This is a genomic window from Salmonella sp. SJTUF15591 (assembly GCF_043356435.1).
Taxonomy (GTDB): Bacteria; Pseudomonadota; Gammaproteobacteria; order Enterobacterales; family Enterobacteriaceae; genus Salmonella; species Salmonella enterica.
On record NZ_JBEUJO010000005.1, the window covers coordinates 358,396 to 377,008 of the forward strand.

Sequence of the window (18,613 nt, forward strand, 5' to 3'; positions counted from 1 at the left end):
CCCTGTTACGTCAGGCGCTTTTGCGGCTGATCAGTGGTCCCTGGCTGTTTGTTGCTGCGCGCTCCAGCACTTCCTGAATGACCGAAGAGAGTTCGTTAATCTCAAACTTGGCCACGTAGCCGTCGGCCTTCACCTTACGTATATGATCTTCGTTGGCGCTGCCGGAAAGGGAAGAGTGAATAACGACCGGGATCTTTTTCAGCCGTTCATCGGTTTTAATTTTACGCGTTAACGTAAAGCCATCCATCTCCGGCATCTCAAGATCTGTCAGGACCAGCGCGATTTTCTCGCTAATTGGCTTACCTTCGGCCTCCGCTTCCTGCGCCAGTTGCTGGATTCTCTCCCATGCATCCTTGCCGGTCACATGCATCTGATGCGGAATTCCCATTGCGTTCAGCCCTTTTTCCAGCATCGCGCGGGCGACTTTGGAATCTTCCGCCACAATGGCTACCGCGCCAGGGGTAATATAAAATTTATTGGTCTTCAGATTGGTGGCGCGCAGATCGTGGCTGGAGGGGACAATATCATAAAGGATCTGCTCAACGTCGAGCACCAGCGCCAGGTTGTTGGTTTCTTTGTTGTCATCCAGGCAGGCAATACTGGTGATGTAGCGACCGTTGACGGCTTTCTCGGCGGTATGCACCTGTTGCCAGTCAAGACGCATAATATTTTCCACCGACTCGACGGCAAATGCCTGTACGCTGCGCGCATATTCGGTGATCAGCAAAATATTCAGCCCGGTTTCCGGCTTGCAGCCCGCTACCGCTGGCAAATCAATCACCGGAATGACCTGATCCCGAATATTGACCATGCCCAATAGCGGCGCTTTCATGCCTGCCGGGCGCGTAAAGGCGGGCATTGGTACGATTTCGCGCAGCTTAAATACATTGATGCCGAACAGCTCTGATTTCTGTTCATGCAGCGATGTACCAAGACGGAATAACAGCAGTTCAAAACGGTTGGACAGGGTTAAATTGGCCCTGTCATCAATATCTTTCTGAAAATTGTCCATCCTAACCTCATTATGAAAGCCTGCCTTTTTTAGTGTTATCGGCAATGAGGACAAAAAATGGAGCGCTAAACCGGGAAAACAGAAAAATCGTAAGCCAGCTCCGTCGCCGGGAAAATAGCACGGCATTCCGCCAGTAAGCGCTGACAGCCTTTATCGTCATAGCGTGAGCTAATATGGGTCATGATCAGCCGACCGACGGCAGCTTCCCGCGCCAGCGTCGCGGTTTGACGGGTGGAGCTGTGTCCGCGAGCGTTGGCTTTCTCCTCCATTGACGCATCCAGCGTGGTTTCATGGACCATCACATCCACGCCTTGCGCCAGCGCGAGGGCGGCCTCGCAGGGCGCGGTATCGCCGAAAATCGCCACTGATTTCCCGGCCACGGCGGGAGCAAGGTAGTCGGCGCCATTGATCTGCCTTCCATCGGCAAGCGTGACGGTTTTTCCTGCCTTCAACGCCTGAAACAGCGGGCCGGGCGTAACGCCTGCGGCTTTTAACGCCCTGGCATTCAGCGCGCCAGGCTTGTCATGTTCAACAACGCGATATCCGTAGCACTCCAGTGGATGCTCCAGCCTGAACGCGGTCACTTTACGCAGACCGTCGTCAAGAATATCGCCTGCGCTAATTTCTTCAATTTGCAACGGAAAATCGGTCCATGAACCGCTAAGGCGCAGTGTGGTTGCAATAAACTCACGCACGCCTTGAGGTCCGTATACGGTTAGCGGATGGGGGTTCCCCGCCATCGACCGGCTGCATAGCAGACCCGGCAGGCCAAACAGATGATCGCCGTGAAGATGGCTGATAAAAATGCGCTCAAGCTTACCGGGATGAAACGCGGTATTAAGCATTTGATGCTGTGTCCCTTCGCCGCAATCAAAAAGCCATACTCCCGGCTGCGTTGGATGTTGCAGATGTAATAAAATTGCCGTTACATTGCGTGAGCGCGTGGGAACGCCTGCGGACGTACCTAAAAAAATTAATTCCATCTTGTCCATACACGTTTGGTTATCGTTTAACCCAAGATTACCACAACACAGGAGCGCATCATGATTGACTGGCAGGATCTCCACCATAGCGAACTTACCGTTCCTCAACTTTACGCGTTACTCAAATTGCGCTGCGCAGTCTTTGTGGTAGAACAGCGCTGTCCTTACCTGGATGTGGATGGCGATGATTTAGTCGGCGACAATCGGCATATTCTGGGCTGGCATCAGGATGAGCTGGTGGCGTATGCGAGGATTCTGAAAAGCGATAACGAATCAGACCCGGTTGTCATTGGCCGGGTGATCGTCAGCGATGCCTGGCGAGGGGCGAAACTGGGCCAGCAATTAATGGCGAAAACGCTGGAATCTTGTGGGCGGCACTGGCCGGATAAGCCGCTATATCTGGGGGCGCAGGCGCATCTGCAACCTTTTTATGCGCGGTTTGGTTTTATTCCCGTCACCGATGTTTATGACGAAGACGGCATTCCGCACCGGGGAATGGCGCGGGAGGTTCATCAGGCATAAACCGAAACCGTTGACTATAGTTAGGAGCAGGTGTTAACACAACGGAGAATGAGAATGTCATATCAATTTGGTGAATCACGTGTTGATGATGATCTGACTTTGCTCAGCGAAACGCTGGAAGAGGTTTTACGTTCCTCAGGCGATCCCGCCGATCAAAAATACATTGAGCTGAAAGCCCGCGCGGAACAAGCGCTGGAAGAGGTGAAAAACCGCGTAAGCCATGCGTCGGATAGCTATTATTACCGGGCAAAGCAGGCCGTTTATAAAGCGGATGACTACGTTCATGAAAAACCCTGGCAGGGTATTGGCGTAGGCGCGGCGGTAGGACTGGTACTTGGACTGCTGCTGGCGCGGCGCTAAATCCCCCCACTGAACAGAATTGCAACCCTCCCTAAATGAGGTACTGCTTTTTTAGGGCAGTACCCCGTATAATGTGGGGTTTTTAACAGGGAGGGTCCGCGTGCATTCTATTACTACTGCGCTGGAAAATCTGACGCGTCAGCTATCGCAAGAGATACCGGCGACGCCAGGGCTTTGCGTTTTCGATGCGCCTTTCCCTTTAAACGATGCCTTCGATGCATTGAGCTGGCTGGCCAGCCAGTCATCCTTTCCGCAATTCTACTGGCAACAGCGCAATGGCGACGAAGAAGCTGCCGTTCTCGGGGCAATCTCCGTCTTTTCATCGCTCGATCTGGCGCAACGGTTTTTACGTCAGCACGCGCAGCCTGATCTGCGTATTTGGGGGCTGAATGCGTTCGAGCCGAAAGAGGGCTACTTATTGCTGCCACGGCTGGAGTGGCGACGTAGCGGGGGTACGGCGACCTTACGCTTACATCTGTACAGTGACGTTTCGCTACGCGATGATGCGCGCCAGGCGAAATCGTTTCTCGCTTCTCTGGTCGGCATTAAGCCTGTTCCGGCGCTACGCCTTTCGCTCACGAGCGAACAACACTGGCCGGACAAAGACGGTTGGGTGAAGCTGATTCAGCAGGCCACCCACACCATTGCGCAAGAGGCGTTTGATAAAGTTGTGCTGGCGCGGGCCACCGACTTACAATTCTCCCGTCCGGTCAATGCCGCCGCGATGATGGCGTCCAGTCGTCGTTTAAATCTCAACTGCTACCACTTTTTTATGGCTTTTTCCGCCGATACCGCCTTTTTGGGATCATCGCCGGAGCGGCTCTGGCGGCGGCGTGAAACGGCGCTGCGTACCGAAGCGCTGGCCGGGACGGTGGCGAACCATCCGGATAACCATAAAGCCTGGCAGCTTGGCGAATGGTTAATGAAAGACGATAAAAACCAGCGAGAAAATATGCTGGTTGTCGAAGACATCTGCCAGCGACTGCAAAACTGCACCCACTCGCTGGATGTGCTGCCGCCGCAGGTGCTCAGACTGCGCAAGGTACAGCATTTGCGCCGCTGTATCTGGACGGCGCTTAATCAGGCGGATGACACGCTCTGCCTGCACCAGTTACAGCCTACCGCAGCGGTCGCCGGGATCCCTCGTGAACCCGCGCGTTGTTTTATAGAACAACATGAGCCGTTCGAACGTGAATGGTATGCCGGGTCGGCAGGCTATCTCTCCACGCGGCAAAGTGAGTTTTGCGTGACGTTACGTTCAGCCAAAGTGACGGCCAATGTGGTGCGATTGTATGCCGGCGCGGGAATCGTCCGCGGCTCCGATCCGGAACAGGAATGGCAGGAAATAGATAATAAAGCGGCCGGGTTACGTACCTTATTGCAGATGGATGCGTAATGAGTCACATATTCCCGACCCATATCAATAATCCATTTTTGCAGCTCTTTATACTTAGTCCCAATGATTGATACCGGACAAACTCATGTCAGTAAGTGCATTTAACCGGCGCTGGGCGGCGGTCATCCTGGAAGCCTTAACCCGTCATGGCGTCAGGCATGTTTGTATCGCCCCTGGTTCCCGTTCCACGCCGCTCACGTTGGCGGCGGCAGAGAATCCTGCTTTTATTCACCATACGCACTTTGATGAGCGTGGGCTTGGTCATCTGGCGTTAGGGCTGGCGAAAGTCAGCCAACAGCCTGTTGCCGTTATTGTCACTTCAGGTACCGCCGTGGCGAACCTCTATCCGGCGCTGATTGAGGCGGGTCTGACGGGCGAGAAGCTCATTTTACTTACCGCCGATCGCCCGCCGGAGCTGATTGACTGCGGCGCCAACCAGGCGATCCGTCAGGCGGGGATGTTTGCCTCGCACCCCTCCCAAACTCTGTCGTTGCCGCGTCCCACGCAGGATATTCCGGCGCGCTGGCTGGTGTCGACCATCGACAATGCGCTCGCCATGCTTCATGCGGGCGCGCTGCACATTAACTGTCCTTTTGCCGAACCGCTGTATGGCGATATGAATGATACCGGTCTGGTCTGGCAGCAGCGTCTCGGCGACTGGTGGCAGGATGAAAAGCCCTGGCTGCGCGAAGCGCGTCGACTGGAAAGCGACAAACAGCGCGACTGGTTCTTCTGGCGACAAAAACGCGGCGTCGTTGTCGCCGGGCGTATGAGCGCGGAAGAAGGCAAAAAAGTGGCGCAGTGGGCGCAAACTCTGGGATGGCCATTAATTGGCGACGTATTGTCGCAAACCGGGCAGCCGCTGCCATGCGCCGACCTGTGGCTCGGCAACGCCAAAGCGGTGACCGAACTGCAGCAGGCGCAGATTGTCGTCCAGCTTGGCAGTAGCCTTACCGGAAAACGCTTACTGCAATGGCAGGCAACCTGCGAGCCGGAAGAGTACTGGGTAATCGACAATATTGAAGGTCGTCTGGACCCGGCGCACCATCGTGGACGCAGACTGGTAGCGAAAATCGCCGACTGGCTGGAGATGCATCCGGCGGAAAAACGTAAACCGTGGTGTGTAGAGATCCCGCGTCTGGCGGAACTGGCGTGGCAACGGGTGGTCGCGCAGCGAGACACCTTTGGCGAAGCGCAGCTGGCGCACCGTATCCGCGACTATCTGCCGGAGCAGGGGCAATTGTTCGTGGGCAATAGTCTGGTGGTGCGTCTGATCGACGCGCTGTCGCAGTTGCCGGCTGGCTATCCGGTATACAGCAATCGCGGGGCGAGCGGCATTGACGGTCTGCTTTCCACGGCGGCGGGCGTGCAGCGCGCCAGCGCCAAATCGACGTTGGCTATCGTCGGCGATTTATCCGCGCTGTACGATCTTAACGCGCTGGCGTTACTACGTCAGGTATCCGCGCCGTTTGTGTTGATTGTGGTTAACAATAACGGCGGACAGATCTTTTCCCTGCTGCCGACGCCGCAAAGCAAACGTGAGCGCTTTTATTTGATGCCGCAAAACGTCCATTTTGACCATGCGGCCGCCATGTTTAACCTACGCTATCATCGCCCGGAAAACTGGGAAGAGCTGGAGTCTGCGCTGGCTGGCGCGTGGCGAACCCCGGCGACAACGGTGATTGAGCTGGTGGTAAACGATACGGATGGCGCGCAGACGCTGCAGCAACTTTTGGCTCAGGTAAGCCATCTATGATGTTGCACGCGCAGCACATGCCCGGACAGCCTGGGGCGCCCTCGCTGGTTTTCCTGCACGGTTTTTCTGGCGATTGCCGCGAATGGCAGCCGGTTGGCGAACAGTTTCACGGCTGTTCGCGGCTTTATATTGACTTACCGGGACATGGCGGATCTACGGCTATTCCGGTCGGCGGATTTGCCGATGTCATCAGATTACTGCGCGCCACGTTAATTAGTTACAACATACTAAAGTTTTGGTTGGTGGGATACTCCCTTGGCGGCCGGGTGGCGATGATGGCAGCCTGCCAGGGAATACCAGGCCTGTGCGGCCTGGTGGTCGAAGGCGGTCATCCGGGGCTGCAAAATGAACAGGCGCGCGCTGAAAGACGATTGTCCGACGGGCGCTGGGCAGAGCGTTTTCGTCGTGAACCCCTGACTGAGGTTTTTCACGACTGGTATCAGCAGCCGGTGTTCGCCTCGCTGACGGCGCAGCAAAGGCAGACGTTGACGGCGCTGCGTAGCCAGAATAACGGCGAAACGCTGGCTGCGATGCTGGAGGCGACATCGCTTGCCGCCCAGCCGGATTTACGCGAGGCGCTCAACGCGCTGGCATTTCCGTTTTATTATTTATGTGGCGAACGCGACAGCAAATTCCGCGCCCTGGCGCAGGAAGTGGCGGCGACATGCCATGTTATTCGTAACGCCGGACACAACGCGCATCGGGAAAACCCCGCTGGCGTGGTAGACAGTCTGGCTCAGATTCTGCGTCTCTGACTAAAGGACACACTATGATCTATCCTGATGAAACAATGCTTTACGCACCGGTAGAATGGCACGACTGCTCGGAGGGTTACACCGACATTCGTTATGAAAAATCCACCGACGGTATTGCAAAAATCACCATTAATCGTCCGCAGGTGCGCAATGCATTTCGTCCGTTGACCGTCAAAGAGATGATTCAGGCGCTGGCGGATGCCCGTTACGACGACAACGTGGGCGTGATTATTCTGACCGGCGAAGGCGATAAAGCGTTTTGCGCGGGCGGCGACCAGAAGGTGCGCGGCGATTACGGCGGTTATCAGGATGACTCCGGCGTGCATCACCTGAACGTGCTGGACTTCCAGCGCCAGATTCGCACCTGTCCGAAACCGGTTGTCGCGATGGTCGCGGGTTACTCCATCGGCGGTGGGCATGTGCTGCACATGATGTGCGACCTGACCATCGCGGCGGAAAACGCCATCTTCGGCCAGACCGGTCCGAAAGTCGGCTCCTTTGACGGCGGCTGGGGCGCTTCGTATATGGCGCGTATCGTTGGTCAGAAGAAAGCGCGTGAAATCTGGTTCCTGTGCCGCCAGTACGATGCGCAACAGGCGCTGGACATGGGGCTGGTTAACACCGTTGTGCCGCTGGCGGATCTGGAAAAAGAGACCGTGCGCTGGTGCCGCGAAATGTTGCAAAACAGTCCGATGGCGCTGCGTTGCCTGAAAGCGGCGCTGAATGCCGATTGTGACGGTCAGGCCGGGCTGCAGGAGCTGGCCGGCAACGCTACCATGCTGTTCTACATGACCGAAGAAGGGCAGGAAGGCCGTAACGCCTTTAACCAGAAGCGTCAGCCTGACTTCAGCAAATTCAAACGGAACCCATAATGCGTAGCGCGCAGGTATACCGCTGGCAGATCCCCATGGACGCGGGGGTGGTTCTGCGCGACAGGCGGTTAAAAACTCGCGACGGGCTGTATGTTTGTCTGCGTGACGGCGAGCGTGAGGGATGGGGAGAGATCTCTCCGCTGCCGGGCTTCAGTCAGGAAACGTGGGAAGAGGCGCAGACGGCGCTACTAACATGGGTGAACGACTGGCTTCAGGGGAGCGAGGGATTACCCGAGATGCCTTCGGTCGCGTTTGGCGCAAGCTGCGCGCTGGCGGAACTGACAGGCGTATTGCCGGAGGCGGCGGACTATCGCGCCGCGCCGTTATGCACTGGCGATCCTGACGATTTGGTGCTGCGGCTTGCCGATATGCCCGGCGAGAAAATCGCTAAGGTCAAAGTGGGTCTCTATGAAGCGGTACGCGACGGCATGGTGGTTAATTTGCTGCTGGAGGCGATCCCGGATCTGCATCTGCGTCTGGATGCGAATCGCGCCTGGACGCCGCTAAAAGCCCAACAGTTCGCAAAGTATGTTAATCCAGACTACCGCGCTCGTATCGCCTTTCTCGAAGAACCATGTAAGACGCGGGATGATTCCCGCGCCTTTGCCCGTGAAACCGGCATCGCGATTGCCTGGGACGAAAGTCTGCGCGAAGCGGATTTCACCTTTGAAGCCGAAGAGGGCGTCAAGGCTGTGGTTATCAAACCTACGCTGACCGGATCGCTTGATAAAGTGCGTGAGCAAGTCGCTGCCGCCCATGCGTTGGGACTGACGGCGGTCATCAGCTCTTCAATCGAGTCCAGCCTCGGCCTGACGCAACTGGCGCGGATTGCCGCCTGGTTGACGCCGGGAACGCTGCCCGGACTGGATACCTTGCATCTGATGCAGGCGCAACAGGTTCGCCCCTGGCCCGGTAGCGCGTTGCCTTGTCTGAAGCGTGATGAGCTGGAACGACTGTTATGACATTCACGGACTGGCCGTGGCGCCACTGGCGTCAGGTTCGCAGCCAGGCGCCCGCTCTGCGCCTGAACGATGAAGTGCTAAGCTGGCACGCCCTCTGTGAGCGTATTGATGCGCTGGCGGGCGGGTTTGCCGCGCAGGGCGTACGCGAGGGCGATGGTGTCCTGCTGCGCGCCGGGAATCAGCCGCGCACTCTGTTGGCATGGCTTGCGCTGATGCAGTGCGGCGCGCGGGTTCTGCCCGTCAACCCGCAGTTGCCCCAGACATTGCTGGAGGCGCTGGTGCCGAAGTTAACGCTGCGTTTTGCGCTGACACTGGAAGGCGAAAATGCGTTTTCCGGATTAACCGCGTTGCAGATACAAAAGAGTACAGCGGCGTATGCTGTGGCCTGGCAATCGCAGCGTCTGGTTTCCATGACGCTGACATCGGGTTCCACAGGATTGCCAAAAGCGGCCGTACATACGTGCCAGGCGCATCTTGCCAGCGCGCAGGGGGTGCTTTCGCTAATGCCGTTTGGCCCGCAGGATGACTGGCTGCTATCGCTGCCGCTGTTTCATGTATCCGGGCAGGGTATTATGTGGCGTTGGCTCTTCGCCGGGGCGCGCATGACGGTACGCGATAAGCAACCGCTGGAGCAGATGCTGGCAGGGTGTACTCATGCTTCGCTGGTGCCGACGCAGCTATGGCGGTTGCTGGCGAATCGGGCGGCGGTGACGCTGAAAGCCGTTTTGCTCGGCGGCGCGGTGATTCCGGTTGAACTCACCGACCAGGCCAGCAAACAAGGGATTCGCTGCTGGTGCGGGTATGGGCTCACGGAGTTCGCGTCTACGGTATGCGCCAAAGAGGCCGATGGTTCGGATGATGTTGGCGCGCCGCTTCCCGGCAGAGAGATCAGAATCGTCGATAATGAAGTCTGGCTGCGCGCCGCCAGTATGGCGGAAGGTTACTGGCGTGATGGCAAACTGATCCCGCTGGTTAATGACGAAGGCTGGTTTGCCACGCGCGATCGCGGCGAGCTGAACCACGGCAGGCTAACCATCGCCGGGCGGCTGGACAACCTGTTCTTTAGCGGCGGCGAAGGCATTCAGCCGGAGGAAGTCGAACGCGTTATTAACGCGCATCCGCTGGTGCAACAAGCCTTTGTCGTGCCGGTAGAAGATAAAGAGTTTGGCCATCGTCCCGTTGCGGTTGTGGAGTATGCATCGCAGGCCGGAGACGTGAACCTCGCTGAATGGGTTCGCGATAAGCTGGCGCGTTTTCAACAGCCGGTTCGCTGGTTGACGCTGCCGTCAGAACTGAAAAACGGAGGGATTAAAATATCTCGCCGTGCGCTCCAGCAGTGGGTGTGTGAGAACTGTAAAAATTAATGTTAGGTTAATATACAACCATTCCATCGCTATTGCCGTTTTGTTTATCCGTTGATGTGTAACGTGTTATGAACAATCAGCGTGAAACGGGGGCGCTATGGAATGGTTGGTTAAGAAATCGCATTATGTCAAAAAGAGGGCGTGCCATGTTCTGGTGCTGTGCGATAGCGGCGGTTCGCTAAAAATGATCGCCGAGGCGAATTCCATGATATTACTGAGTCCCGGCGATATCCTGTCGCCTTTACAGGATGCGCAGTATTGTATTAATCGGGAAAAACACCAGACCTTAAAAATCGTTGATGCACGCTGTTATTCCTGCGACGAATGGCAGCGGTTGACGCGCAAGCCATCATGATCTGGCGGGCAGAAAAATCAGCATTACCCCCGCCATAATGCACAATACGCCGAGCATCGCTTTTAGGCTGAAAGCGCCTTGCAAACCGGGTAACAGCATTGAGGCTACCCAGACAAGCACATAGCTGAGACTCAGTAGCGCATAGGCTTTGCTGAGCGCGAGCGTGTGTAATGTTTTATGCCAGCAGAAGACGGAAACCAGATACCCCGCTAAACCGGCGAATAGCGCCAGGGTCGCGGCATTAAATGCGCCCAGTCCGGAAATAAACGCCAGCGGATGCGCTATCGATGGCAGCCGCATCATGGCGAATCCCAGACTCAACTGGGCGAGGGAGGCAATTGCAACGCTTATCAGTCCCCACATTACGCCCATTATGCCGCACTCCCCAGAATGATAATGCCGCTGATAATCAATGCGACGCCCAACCAGTGGCGGGGCGGAACCTGTTCATGCCAGATTTTCCATGCCGCCAGCGTGACCCAGACAAAATTCAGACTCAACATCGGGTAAGCAATTCCCACCGGCAGGGTTTGTAGCACCAGCAGCCACAGCACCATCGCTGCGCCCATGCATATCAGCGCCAGGCCCAGCCACAGCATCAGGTGACGGCGGCGTCCGCCCGCCGTCAATGGCCGTGTCGCTTGCTTCTGGCAGAGCTGACCGCCAACGCTGAGCAGACTGGCAAGCACCAGAACGACGCCGATCATTTAGGCCGATACTGAATTAACACCAGACGCCCCTGATAATCAATATTGTCCGCAGGGGGAAGGGAAAGAGCGCTGATGTCTTCATCTTTGGCTATTGAAAGTACTAGCGTAATAATGCCCTCCTGACGATGCTGGTTGAGCCAGGCGTTAAAATCGTCGGCTTTAACGAATTTATCCTGCACATCAGGATAGCTAAGGCCATACCTGAGTTCGCCCGCGTGTCCGTAGAGCATAATATCGTCTCGTTTCAGACTCCAGGCCAGCCCGGCGGCGACGCCGACGTTGTCGGCAAGAATATAGCGGCTTGATGCCAAAGGCGCCTGGGTCATTTCGACAAAAAACTGGGGCTGTTTGGACTCCATCACCCTGTCGGGGATGGAAAAGCCGAACAGCAGCGCCAGTCCCAGCGGACAAAACGCGGGTAATAGGTATTTTTGGCTATGACAGAGGCTATACCAGCCCACAAACGCCCAAACAGTAAAGACGCCCCAGACGCAAAAAACTTTATAGGTTTCGATATGCGTCCACACCGGCGATTTCAGCGGGCCCCATGAGGAGACGACAAACGCTGCGACGATCCCGACTAACCCGAACACCAGGTTGATCCCGCCGTTGACACGCAGCGCGGTAACGCCTTCTTTTACGTTATGCAGGACGAATCGCGCCATGAGTATCGCTATCGGTGCGAAACAGGAAAGAACATAGGTGGGCAGTTTCCCTTTCGCAATGCTGAAAAAGAGAAGCGGCATGATCGTCCATCCGAGCAAATAGAATGCGCCGTTTCGCTCGCGCCAGCCCAGTTTAAGCGCGCCAGGCAGTAACCCCAGCCACGGTAAACTTCCCGCGAGCAGTACCGGCAGATAGTACCAGAAAGGGGCTTTATGCTGGGCATCGCTCATGGCGAATCGCTGGATATGCTCCACCCAGAAAAAGTAATGCCAGAAATCGGCTTCGCGTCGCGCAATGGCGATCGCCCAGGGAAGGACAACCACAAAGCAGCTCAAGACCGCCAGCCAGCCGTATAGCAAAAAGTCCTTCCAGCGTTTCTGGACAATGACCCACGGCAGCACGCTCACTACCGGTACGGCCAGGGCGAGGAAGCCTTTAGTTAATACACCCAGACCGCAGGTTGCGCCCAGTAGCAAAAACATCCCAATCTTGCCCGTTCGGGTCGTGGCCTGCATCCCCTGCCAGAAACAACACATCCCGGCCGTAAGCCAAAGCGCGATCATCGGGTCGAGTACCGCATACGTCCCGATACTGTAAACGGCAAAGAGGGAGAGAAAGATCACGGAGGCGAGCAACGCGGTACGTTTATCCTGCCATAAGCGGAACGTCAGCCACGCCACCAGCGCTGCGGCCAGCAATGTCGTTAAAATAGCGCCAGCCCGCACGCCAAAATTGGTAGCGCCAAAAAGCCACTGACCCAGACTGTTTATCCAGTAACCGGCTATCGGTTTTTCAAAATAACGTAATCCCAGAAAATGCGGCACGATCCAGTCGCCAGACGCCAGCATCTCCCGACTTATTTCGGCATAGCGCGTTTCATCCGGCTGCCAGAGCAGGCGGCTATTGACAGGAATAACATAGTAGAGCGCGATAAATGCGGCGAAAGCCAGATAATAGCGTATCGATTTCATCATGAGGCGCTCGCTGCCTGTTGACACCCCAGCCAACCTTCACGGCCAGGGATGTGTCCACGTACAATTTGCCCCAACGGCAGAGACTCAGGCGATGTCGGCAGCAGTTCGCCCAGAGGACAAAAGGTGATCCCCGCGTCGCGTGCACGAACGAGCAAATCTTCAAACAGCGGTTGATGGACAATACCTTCGACTTCCGCATGGATGGTATATACCGGCGTGCCTTTGTCCTGCAACATACGGGAGATAATCCAGGTATTGAACGACTGCGCCTGAACGGCGGGGCCGATAACCTCATCCCATGTGGGTAAGGTGACGGGGATTTGCGGCGTCCCTGTCTGGCCCGGCATCAGTAGCGGACGGAATAAGGTGGTTCCACGGCAATCGCTGTTATACCGCAGGTTGAACGGCTCCTTCGCACGAACAACGCGCCCATCCGCTCGCCAGCCGGCCGCGGCTGAGCAGGTGACGGGTTTTCCGATAATGGCCTCAAGCGCCGTTATGCCGCGCGCAATATCTTCTTCAAGCTGGCGGATACTCCAGTGGCCGCTGTGAGTCTGCCACGCATGGTGATCCCAGGCATGTAGTCCCGTCTCATGGTATGTTGCCGTTTCACGAATAATCCCGGCATTAGCGTTGCCGATATTTTTTCCCGGCCAGGCGGTGCCGGCCAGCAGGATATCCCAACCGTAGAGCGAGGCGGCGTTTGAACGTAGCATTTTCCATAAAAATCGCGGTTTTATCAGACGCCAAAGATGGCGTCCCATATTGTCCGGCCCGACGCTGAAGAAAAAGCTGGCCTGAACGCCGTGGCGATGCAATGTCGCCAGCAGCCGGGGAACACCTTCACGCGTTCCTCGCAAGGTATCAACATCAATGCGTAAACCGACTTTCGTCATGATGCGCGTTCCGCGACATCTACGCTGCGCAGGAAGAAGTCCAGCGTTTCTTCAACCGTATCCCGCATCGCAATAGACGGTTCCCAGCCCAGACAGCGCCTGGCATTGTCGATGCTGGGTTTCCGGTGTGCGACATCCTGATAACCCTTGCCGTAATAACTACGGCTTTCGACGACCTGGAAACCGGCAAACGGTGGGAAATGGCAGCGCAGCGGATGCTTATCAAAACTGTCGAGCAACAGCGTCGCCAGTTCCTGAATACTGGCTTCGTTGTCAGGATTGCCGATATTAATGATTTTGCCATCGCACCGATCGCCATCATTCACAATAATGCGGAATAATGCTTCGATACCATCGCGAATATCGGTGAAACAGCGCTTCTGCTGACCACCGTCGATAAGCTTGATCGGCGTCCCTTCTACCAGGTTCAGAATCAACTGCGTTATCGCGCGTGAACTGCCGATACGCGCCGCGTTCAGGCTATCCAGCCGCGGCCCCATCCAGTTAAAGGGACGGAAAAGCGTGAAGCGCAATCCCTCTTTTTCGCCATAAGCCCAAATTACCCGGTCGAGAAGCTGTTTGGAAACGGAGTAAATCCAGCGCGGCTTATTCACCGGTCCGACGATCAGATTCGATTTGTCCTCGTCAAAAGAGGCGTCCGTACACATGCCGTACACTTCAGAGGTAGACGGGAAAACTACGCGTTTACGGTATTTCACGCAATAACGAATAATCCGCAGATTTTCTTCAAAATCAAGTTCAAAGACGCGCAGCGGGTTGCGGGTGTATTCAATCGGGGTAGCAATCGCTACCAGCGGCAGTACGACATCGCATTTTTTGACATGATATTCGATCCATTCTGAGTGGATGCTGATATCTCCCTCCACGAAATGAAAGCGAGGGTGGAGCAGGAATCGGCTAATGGCGTTGCTGCCGATATCCATACCGTAGACCTCGTAATTCTCTTCATTCAGTAACCGTTCGGTCAAATGATTGCCGATAAAACCGTTGACGCCGAGGATGAGAACGCGAATGCGACGTTTACCGCTGGTCGCTGGTGGACGGTTCAAACGCGCGCCCGCCACCAGACCAAGCGTCTGTGCAAGCTGCGAGCCCTGTACAGTAATACCGTCTCCGGCCTGGCCGGTAATAATCTCCAGCGCGCCATCGGCGCAGGCGACCCGCAGCGGAGAGACCGAAATTACCGAGCCGGGAAGCGCGCCCTGCGCATCCGGATAAATTCGGGAAGACCAGATAGTGAATTTTTGCGAGCCGTTATAGCTGAACGCGCCGGGCCAGGGGGCGGCTACCGCCCGCACCAGGTTATGCACAGTGGAAACCGGTTTGTGCCAGTCGATAAGGCCATCTTCCGGCCTGCGGCGACCATAATATGTAGCGTCAGACTCACGCTGAGGAACAGAAGGTATATCGCCGCATTTCATGGTGGGCAGGATGCTATTAAGCAACTGGCGCGCGGCCTGACATAGCTTATGATGCAGGGTAAGCGCAACATCGTCCTGCGCAATAGCGACGCGTTGACTGGCGACAATCTCTCCGGCGTCGGCACGTTTGACCATACGATGCAGCGTTACGCCCGTTTCGCTTTCGCCGTTAACCAGAACCCAGTTTAGCGGCGCACGGCCACGATAGGCAGGCAATAGAGAACCGTGCAGATTGAACGCGCCAGCCGGGGCGAGGTGCAGAATTTCTTCGCTTAACAGGTTGCGGTAATAGAACGAAAAAATAATATCCGGCGCAAGCTCAGCGATGCGGTCGACCCAGATAGGATGGTTTACGTTATCCGGCGCATAAACCGGAATCCCTAATTCTGCCGCCAGCCGGGAGACGGAGCCAAAAAAGGTGTTTTCCGCAGGATTGTCGGCATGAGTAAAAATCGCGGCAATCTCATACCCGGCATCCAGTACGGCCTGCACGCCCTGACATCCCATATCGTGATAGGCAAAAATAACGGCTTTCATTGGTGACTTTCCTCAGTAAACGGCGTGCTTTCCGGGTAGATAACTTGTTGAACAAAATAGCGGGGGCGGGCGCGGACATCGTTATAAATGCGACCGATGTATTCGCCCAGCAGTCCCATACCGATGAATTGCGCGCCGATGAAGGTAAACAGAACGGCAAAGAGCATAAATACGCCTTCCGCCGCCCACTGCGGTCCCAGCGCCAGGCGAAGTACAATAAGCAATACCGACAGGCTAAACCCGCCGATGGCGATAACGCTGCCCAGCAGGCTTAACAGGCGCAGCGGCGTCGTCGTCAGGCAGGTCACCAGGTCATACATCAGGTTAATGAGACGCATAAAACTGTATTTAGAGTCGCCAAATTCACGTTCAGCGTGATCCACCGGGATCTCGGTAGCCCGACGAGCGAAAATGTTGGCCAGAATAGGGATAAAGGTGCTGCGTTCATGGCAGCGCAACATGGTATCGATAATAGGGCGGCGATAGGCGCGTAACATGCAGCCGTAATCGCCCATCGCTTTGCCCGTTGTGCGCTGGATCAGCAGATTAATGATTTTTGACGCCGATTTGCGAAACAGGCTGTCCTGTCGGTTCTGGCGCACGGTGCCTACCACATCGAACCCTTCATCGGCTTTCGCCACCAGGCGCGGGATCTCTTCCGGCGGGTTTTGCAGATCGGCATCCAGCGTAATGATAAGATCGCCGCTTACATGGCTAAACCCCGCCATAATCGCTGCATGTTGACCGTAGTTACGGTTGAGTAAAATAGAGATGATATGGCTATCGGCCTCCTGGGACGCCTTAACCATCAGCTCCGCCGAGCTATCGCTGCTACCATCATCTATCAATAAAATCTCCCACGCTTTGCCCAGGCTCTCGCAGGCGGTGGTGGTGCGTCTTATCAATTCCGGCAGGCTTTCCTGTTCGTTATAGACAGGAATAACCACCGAGACTTTTTTTATGGGGGCGGCGTCAAACATGCTTATTGTCCTGCTATCTGATGAAGGGCGGTAATGACTCGATCAAAGTCACTCTCGGTCATGTCCGGGAAGAGCGGCAGTGAGCAGATCCGCTCGCTGTTCCACTCGGTGTCAGGCAGCGTGAGCGTTGGGAAACGTTCGCGATAATATTTTTGCGTATGCGCGGCGCGGAAATGCAGCCCTGTGCCGATGCCTTTCGTTTTCAGCGATGCCATCAGAGCATCCCGGGTAATACCGCAGCGGGCTTCATCGACCCGGATAATGAATAAATGCCAGGCGTGAATATGCTCCCACGACGGAAGGCTCAGAGGCTGAAAAGGCAGGTCTGCCATTGCCTGGTGGTACTGCGCTGCGATGGCGGCGCGGCGAGCGTTAAGCGCATCCAGTTTCTGTAACTGAGCAAGCGCGATAGCGGCGTTGAGGTCGGGCAAATTATATTTGTAGCCCGGCGCCAGGACTTCCGCTTGTGGCGCGCGTCCCCCGCTCTGTCGATCCCAGGCATCAACGCCAAGCCCGTGAAACTTGAGACTGCGCAGTTTATCGGCGAATTGCGGGTTATCCGTGACGACGATACCGCCTTCAGCGCAGGTAATGTTCTTAATGGCGTGGAAGGAGAAAATCGCGGTGCCCCGGGCGCCAATGTGGCGACCTTTGTAGCTGGTTCCTGTCGCGTGCGCCGCGTCTTCAATCACTGGAATGCCATAACGCTCGCCAAGAGCGTAAATAGCGTCCAGATCGGCGGGCGCGCCAGCGTAGTGGACGGGGATAATTGCTTTGGTTTGTGGCGTAATCGCGGCTTCGATATGTTCAGGCGTGACCATCAGCGTATCGCGATCGACATCGACCATGACGGGGTTCGCGCCGAGTAAAACGATCATATTTAGCGTAGAAACCCACGTCATTGACGGTGTAATGACCTCGTCGCCTTCACCAATGCCCAGCGCCATCAACGCGATGTGCATACCGGCAGTGGCTGAACTGACGGCAACGGCATATTGATTGCCAGTTAGCCGACAAAACGCCGCTTCCAGTTCCTGATTTTTCGGGCCGGTTGTTATCCAACCTGAGTCCAGTACGGTCTTAACGGCAGCAAGCTCTTCCGCGCCCATCGCCGGACGGGAGAAAGGCAAAAAGTCCGACATCATTTTTCCTTCAGCCATTGAAAGCCGCTTTTCAAATATTTCGGCAATAGAAAAGGGCTTATTTTTTAACGCATTTAGCTGAACCCTACTGGATGAATATTAAATTAACATTAAGAAATTAAGGTGAAGTAAAAAGATAATTTTTAACGGAATTATGCTTTGCTTTCGCCGAAAGTTTAAGGCATTTTATGCATGCCCAAAAGCTGTTTTTATGTTTCTGGCCTGGTCTTCCGTTGCGGAATTTCATTTTAATCGTATTGCTATTAAGTTAGCTGCACTGTCTGCCTGAGAGGTTAATGTGCTGGCATTTACCCTACGCTTTATTAAAAACAAACGCTATCTCGCGACTCTGGCGGGGGCGTTGGTTATTATCGCCGGGTTGACCTCACAACATGCCTGGAGTGGTAACGGTCTACCGCAGATTAACGGTAAAGCGCTGGCGGCGCTGGCGAAGCAGCATCCGGTAGTCGTGTTATTCCGCCATGCCGAGCGGTGCGATCGTTCCGATAATACCTGCCTGTCAGACAGCACGGGGATTACGGTCAACGGTGCGCAAGATGCCAGAGCGCTGGGTAAAGCCTTCAGTGCCGATATACAAAATTACAATCTCTATTCCAGTAATACGGTGCGCACCATCCAGTCGGCAACCTGGTTTTCTGCGGGCAGGTCGCTTACGGTGGATAAAAAAATGATGGATTGCGGCAGCGGTATTTATGCTTCAATCAATACGTTACTGAAAAAGTCGCAGAATAAAAATATAGTCATTTTTACCCATAATCATTGTTTGACGTATATTGCAAAAAATAAGCGCGGCGTAAAGTTTGATCCGGACTATCTTAATGCGCTCGTTATGCATGCGGAAAACGGAAAACTCTTTTTAGATGGTGAATTTGTTCCCGGCTAGCCGCATGTTAAAAGCGTAAAGACAG

19 protein-coding genes are annotated in these 18,613 nt (G+C 55.3%); 10 read left to right on the forward strand and 9 right to left on the reverse strand.

The window, feature by feature from the left end:
- Positions 1 to 10: 10 nt before the first annotated feature.
- Positions 11 to 1,012 carry a chemotaxis protein gene (locus ABVM99_RS14310; RefSeq protein WP_000368558.1) on the reverse strand — a complete coding sequence of 334 codons (1,002 nt, stop codon included), beginning with the start codon at positions 1,010 to 1,012 and terminating at the stop codon, positions 11 to 13.
- 65 nt (positions 1,013 to 1,077) lie between these two features.
- Complete coding sequence (rbn, locus tag ABVM99_RS14315) at positions 1,078 to 1,995, reverse strand: ribonuclease BN (RefSeq protein WP_000419093.1); 918 nt, start codon at positions 1,993 to 1,995, stop codon at positions 1,078 to 1,080.
- 60 nt (positions 1,996 to 2,055) lie between these two features.
- Between rbn and ABVM99_RS14320 the strand changes: the two genes are divergently transcribed.
- The 9 genes from ABVM99_RS14320 (at position 2,056) to pmrD (ending at position 10,337) form a co-directional block, all read left to right on the forward strand.
- Entirely contained in the window at positions 2,056 to 2,517 is a 462-nt protein-coding gene (locus ABVM99_RS14320; RefSeq protein ID WP_000568155.1) for a GNAT family N-acetyltransferase, read from the forward strand.
- Positions 2,518 to 2,571: 54 nt separating this feature from the next.
- Entirely contained in the window at positions 2,572 to 2,877 is a 306-nt protein-coding gene (gene elaB, locus ABVM99_RS14325) for a stress response protein ElaB (RefSeq protein ID WP_001522308.1), read from the forward strand.
- Between the two features lie 100 nt (positions 2,878 to 2,977).
- Positions 2,978 to 4,273: an isochorismate synthase MenF gene (gene menF, locus ABVM99_RS14330; RefSeq protein WP_023195612.1), complete on the forward strand. Its 1,296-nt coding sequence runs from the start codon at positions 2,978 to 2,980 to the stop codon at positions 4,271 to 4,273.
- Positions 4,274 to 4,358: 85 nt separating this feature from the next.
- On the forward strand, positions 4,359 to 6,029 hold the full coding sequence (gene menD / locus ABVM99_RS14335) for a 2-succinyl-5-enolpyruvyl-6-hydroxy-3-cyclohexene-1-carboxylic-acid synthase (RefSeq protein ID WP_000116395.1): 1,671 nt from the start codon (positions 4,359 to 4,361) through the stop codon (positions 6,027 to 6,029).
- Positions 6,026 to 6,784: a 2-succinyl-6-hydroxy-2,4-cyclohexadiene-1-carboxylate synthase gene (menH, locus tag ABVM99_RS14340; RefSeq protein ID WP_000979144.1), complete on the forward strand. Its 759-nt coding sequence runs from the start codon at positions 6,026 to 6,028 to the stop codon at positions 6,782 to 6,784. Before menD ends, menH begins: the two co-directional genes overlap by 4 nt.
- Positions 6,785 to 6,798: 14 nt before the next feature.
- Positions 6,799 to 7,656 (forward strand): 1,4-dihydroxy-2-naphthoyl-CoA synthase, encoded by an 858-nt coding sequence (menB, locus tag ABVM99_RS14345; RefSeq protein WP_000640013.1) that lies wholly within the window; start codon positions 6,799 to 6,801, stop codon positions 7,654 to 7,656.
- The gene (gene menC / locus ABVM99_RS14350) at positions 7,656 to 8,618 is read left to right on the forward strand and encodes an o-succinylbenzoate synthase (protein ID WP_001255556.1); all 963 of its coding nucleotides are present in this window, start codon (positions 7,656 to 7,658) and stop codon (positions 8,616 to 8,618) included. Before menB ends, menC begins: the two co-directional genes overlap by 1 nt.
- Positions 8,615 to 9,982 carry an o-succinylbenzoate--CoA ligase gene (gene menE, locus ABVM99_RS14355; protein ID WP_023195613.1) on the forward strand — a complete coding sequence of 456 codons (1,368 nt, stop codon included), beginning with the start codon at positions 8,615 to 8,617 and terminating at the stop codon, positions 9,980 to 9,982. Before menC ends, menE begins: the two co-directional genes overlap by 4 nt.
- Before the next feature lie 97 nt (positions 9,983 to 10,079).
- Complete coding sequence (gene pmrD / locus ABVM99_RS14360; RefSeq protein ID WP_000455132.1) at positions 10,080 to 10,337, forward strand: signal transduction protein PmrD; 258 nt, start codon at positions 10,080 to 10,082, stop codon at positions 10,335 to 10,337.
- Here the strand turns inward: pmrD and arnF are convergent.
- The 7 genes from arnF to arnB are packed head-to-tail and all read right to left on the reverse strand — an operon-like array spanning position 10,332 to position 17,684.
- Positions 10,332 to 10,709 (reverse strand): 4-amino-4-deoxy-L-arabinose-phosphoundecaprenol flippase subunit ArnF, encoded by a 378-nt coding sequence (gene arnF / locus ABVM99_RS14365; RefSeq protein WP_000538692.1) that lies wholly within the window; start codon positions 10,707 to 10,709, stop codon positions 10,332 to 10,334. The genes pmrD and arnF overlap by 6 nt on opposite strands.
- On the reverse strand, positions 10,709 to 11,044 hold the full coding sequence (arnE, locus tag ABVM99_RS14370; RefSeq protein ID WP_000580685.1) for a 4-amino-4-deoxy-L-arabinose-phosphoundecaprenol flippase subunit ArnE: 336 nt from the start codon (positions 11,042 to 11,044) through the stop codon (positions 10,709 to 10,711). The genes arnF and arnE overlap by 1 nt, the downstream gene beginning before the upstream one ends.
- The gene (gene arnT / locus ABVM99_RS14375) at positions 11,041 to 12,687 is read right to left on the reverse strand and encodes a lipid IV(A) 4-amino-4-deoxy-L-arabinosyltransferase (RefSeq protein ID WP_031623155.1); all 1,647 of its coding nucleotides are present in this window, start codon (positions 12,685 to 12,687) and stop codon (positions 11,041 to 11,043) included. The genes arnE and arnT overlap by 4 nt, the downstream gene beginning before the upstream one ends.
- On the reverse strand, positions 12,684 to 13,583 hold the full coding sequence (gene arnD, locus ABVM99_RS14380; protein WP_000169760.1) for a 4-deoxy-4-formamido-L-arabinose-phosphoundecaprenol deformylase: 900 nt from the start codon (positions 13,581 to 13,583) through the stop codon (positions 12,684 to 12,686). Before arnD ends, arnT begins: the two co-directional genes overlap by 4 nt.
- The gene (gene arnA, locus ABVM99_RS14385) at positions 13,580 to 15,562 is read right to left on the reverse strand and encodes a bifunctional UDP-4-amino-4-deoxy-L-arabinose formyltransferase/UDP-glucuronic acid oxidase ArnA (protein WP_023195615.1); all 1,983 of its coding nucleotides are present in this window, start codon (positions 15,560 to 15,562) and stop codon (positions 13,580 to 13,582) included. The genes arnD and arnA overlap by 4 nt, the downstream gene beginning before the upstream one ends.
- On the reverse strand, positions 15,559 to 16,542 hold the full coding sequence (gene arnC, locus ABVM99_RS14390; RefSeq protein ID WP_052938209.1) for an undecaprenyl-phosphate 4-deoxy-4-formamido-L-arabinose transferase: 984 nt from the start codon (positions 16,540 to 16,542) through the stop codon (positions 15,559 to 15,561). Before arnC ends, arnA begins: the two co-directional genes overlap by 4 nt.
- 2 nt (positions 16,543 to 16,544) lie before the next feature.
- Positions 16,545 to 17,684, reverse strand: coding sequence for a UDP-4-amino-4-deoxy-L-arabinose aminotransferase (gene arnB / locus ABVM99_RS14395; RefSeq protein ID WP_001279284.1), 1,140 nt, complete (start codon positions 17,682 to 17,684; stop codon positions 16,545 to 16,547).
- Between the two features lie 298 nt (positions 17,685 to 17,982).
- Between arnB and pmrG the strand changes: the two genes are divergently transcribed.
- Positions 17,983 to 18,588 (forward strand): lipopolysaccharide core heptose(II)-phosphate phosphatase PmrG, encoded by a 606-nt coding sequence (pmrG, locus tag ABVM99_RS14400; RefSeq protein WP_000879258.1) that lies wholly within the window; start codon positions 17,983 to 17,985, stop codon positions 18,586 to 18,588.
- The last annotated feature ends 25 nt before the right edge of the window (positions 18,589 to 18,613 follow it).

Bases quoted from the DNA above. Each gene is read 5' to 3' on its own strand.
- ABVM99_RS14310 (WP_000368558.1), bottom strand. From the start codon at position 1,012: ATGGACAATTTTCAGAAAGATATTGATGACAGGGCCAATTTAACCCTG.
- rbn (WP_000419093.1), bottom strand. From the start codon at position 1,995: ATGGAATTAATTTTTTTAGGTACGTCCGCAGGCGTTCCCACGCGCTCA.
- ABVM99_RS14320 (WP_000568155.1), top strand. From the start codon at position 2,056: ATGATTGACTGGCAGGATCTCCACCATAGCGAACTTACCGTTCCTCAA.
- elaB (WP_001522308.1), top strand. From the start codon at position 2,572: ATGTCATATCAATTTGGTGAATCACGTGTTGATGATGATCTGACTTTG.
- menD (WP_000116395.1), top strand. From the start codon at position 4,359: ATGTCAGTAAGTGCATTTAACCGGCGCTGGGCGGCGGTCATCCTGGAA.
- menH (WP_000979144.1), top strand. From the start codon at position 6,026: ATGATGTTGCACGCGCAGCACATGCCCGGACAGCCTGGGGCGCCCTCG.
- menB (WP_000640013.1), top strand. From the start codon at position 6,799: ATGATCTATCCTGATGAAACAATGCTTTACGCACCGGTAGAATGGCAC.
- menC (WP_001255556.1), top strand. From the start codon at position 7,656: ATGCGTAGCGCGCAGGTATACCGCTGGCAGATCCCCATGGACGCGGGG.
- menE (WP_023195613.1), top strand. From the start codon at position 8,615: ATGACATTCACGGACTGGCCGTGGCGCCACTGGCGTCAGGTTCGCAGC.
- pmrD (WP_000455132.1), top strand. From the start codon at position 10,080: ATGGAATGGTTGGTTAAGAAATCGCATTATGTCAAAAAGAGGGCGTGC.
- arnF (WP_000538692.1), bottom strand. From the start codon at position 10,709: ATGGGCGTAATGTGGGGACTGATAAGCGTTGCAATTGCCTCCCTCGCC.
- arnE (WP_000580685.1), bottom strand. From the start codon at position 11,044: ATGATCGGCGTCGTTCTGGTGCTTGCCAGTCTGCTCAGCGTTGGCGGT.
- arnT (WP_031623155.1), bottom strand. From the start codon at position 12,687: ATGATGAAATCGATACGCTATTATCTGGCTTTCGCCGCATTTATCGCG.
- arnD (WP_000169760.1), bottom strand. From the start codon at position 13,583: ATGACGAAAGTCGGTTTACGCATTGATGTTGATACCTTGCGAGGAACG.
- arnA (WP_023195615.1), bottom strand. From the start codon at position 15,562: ATGAAAGCCGTTATTTTTGCCTATCACGATATGGGATGTCAGGGCGTG.
- arnC (WP_052938209.1), bottom strand. From the start codon at position 16,542: ATGTTTGACGCCGCCCCCATAAAAAAAGTCTCGGTGGTTATTCCTGTC.
- arnB (WP_001279284.1), bottom strand. From the start codon at position 17,684: ATGTCGGACTTTTTGCCTTTCTCCCGTCCGGCGATGGGCGCGGAAGAG.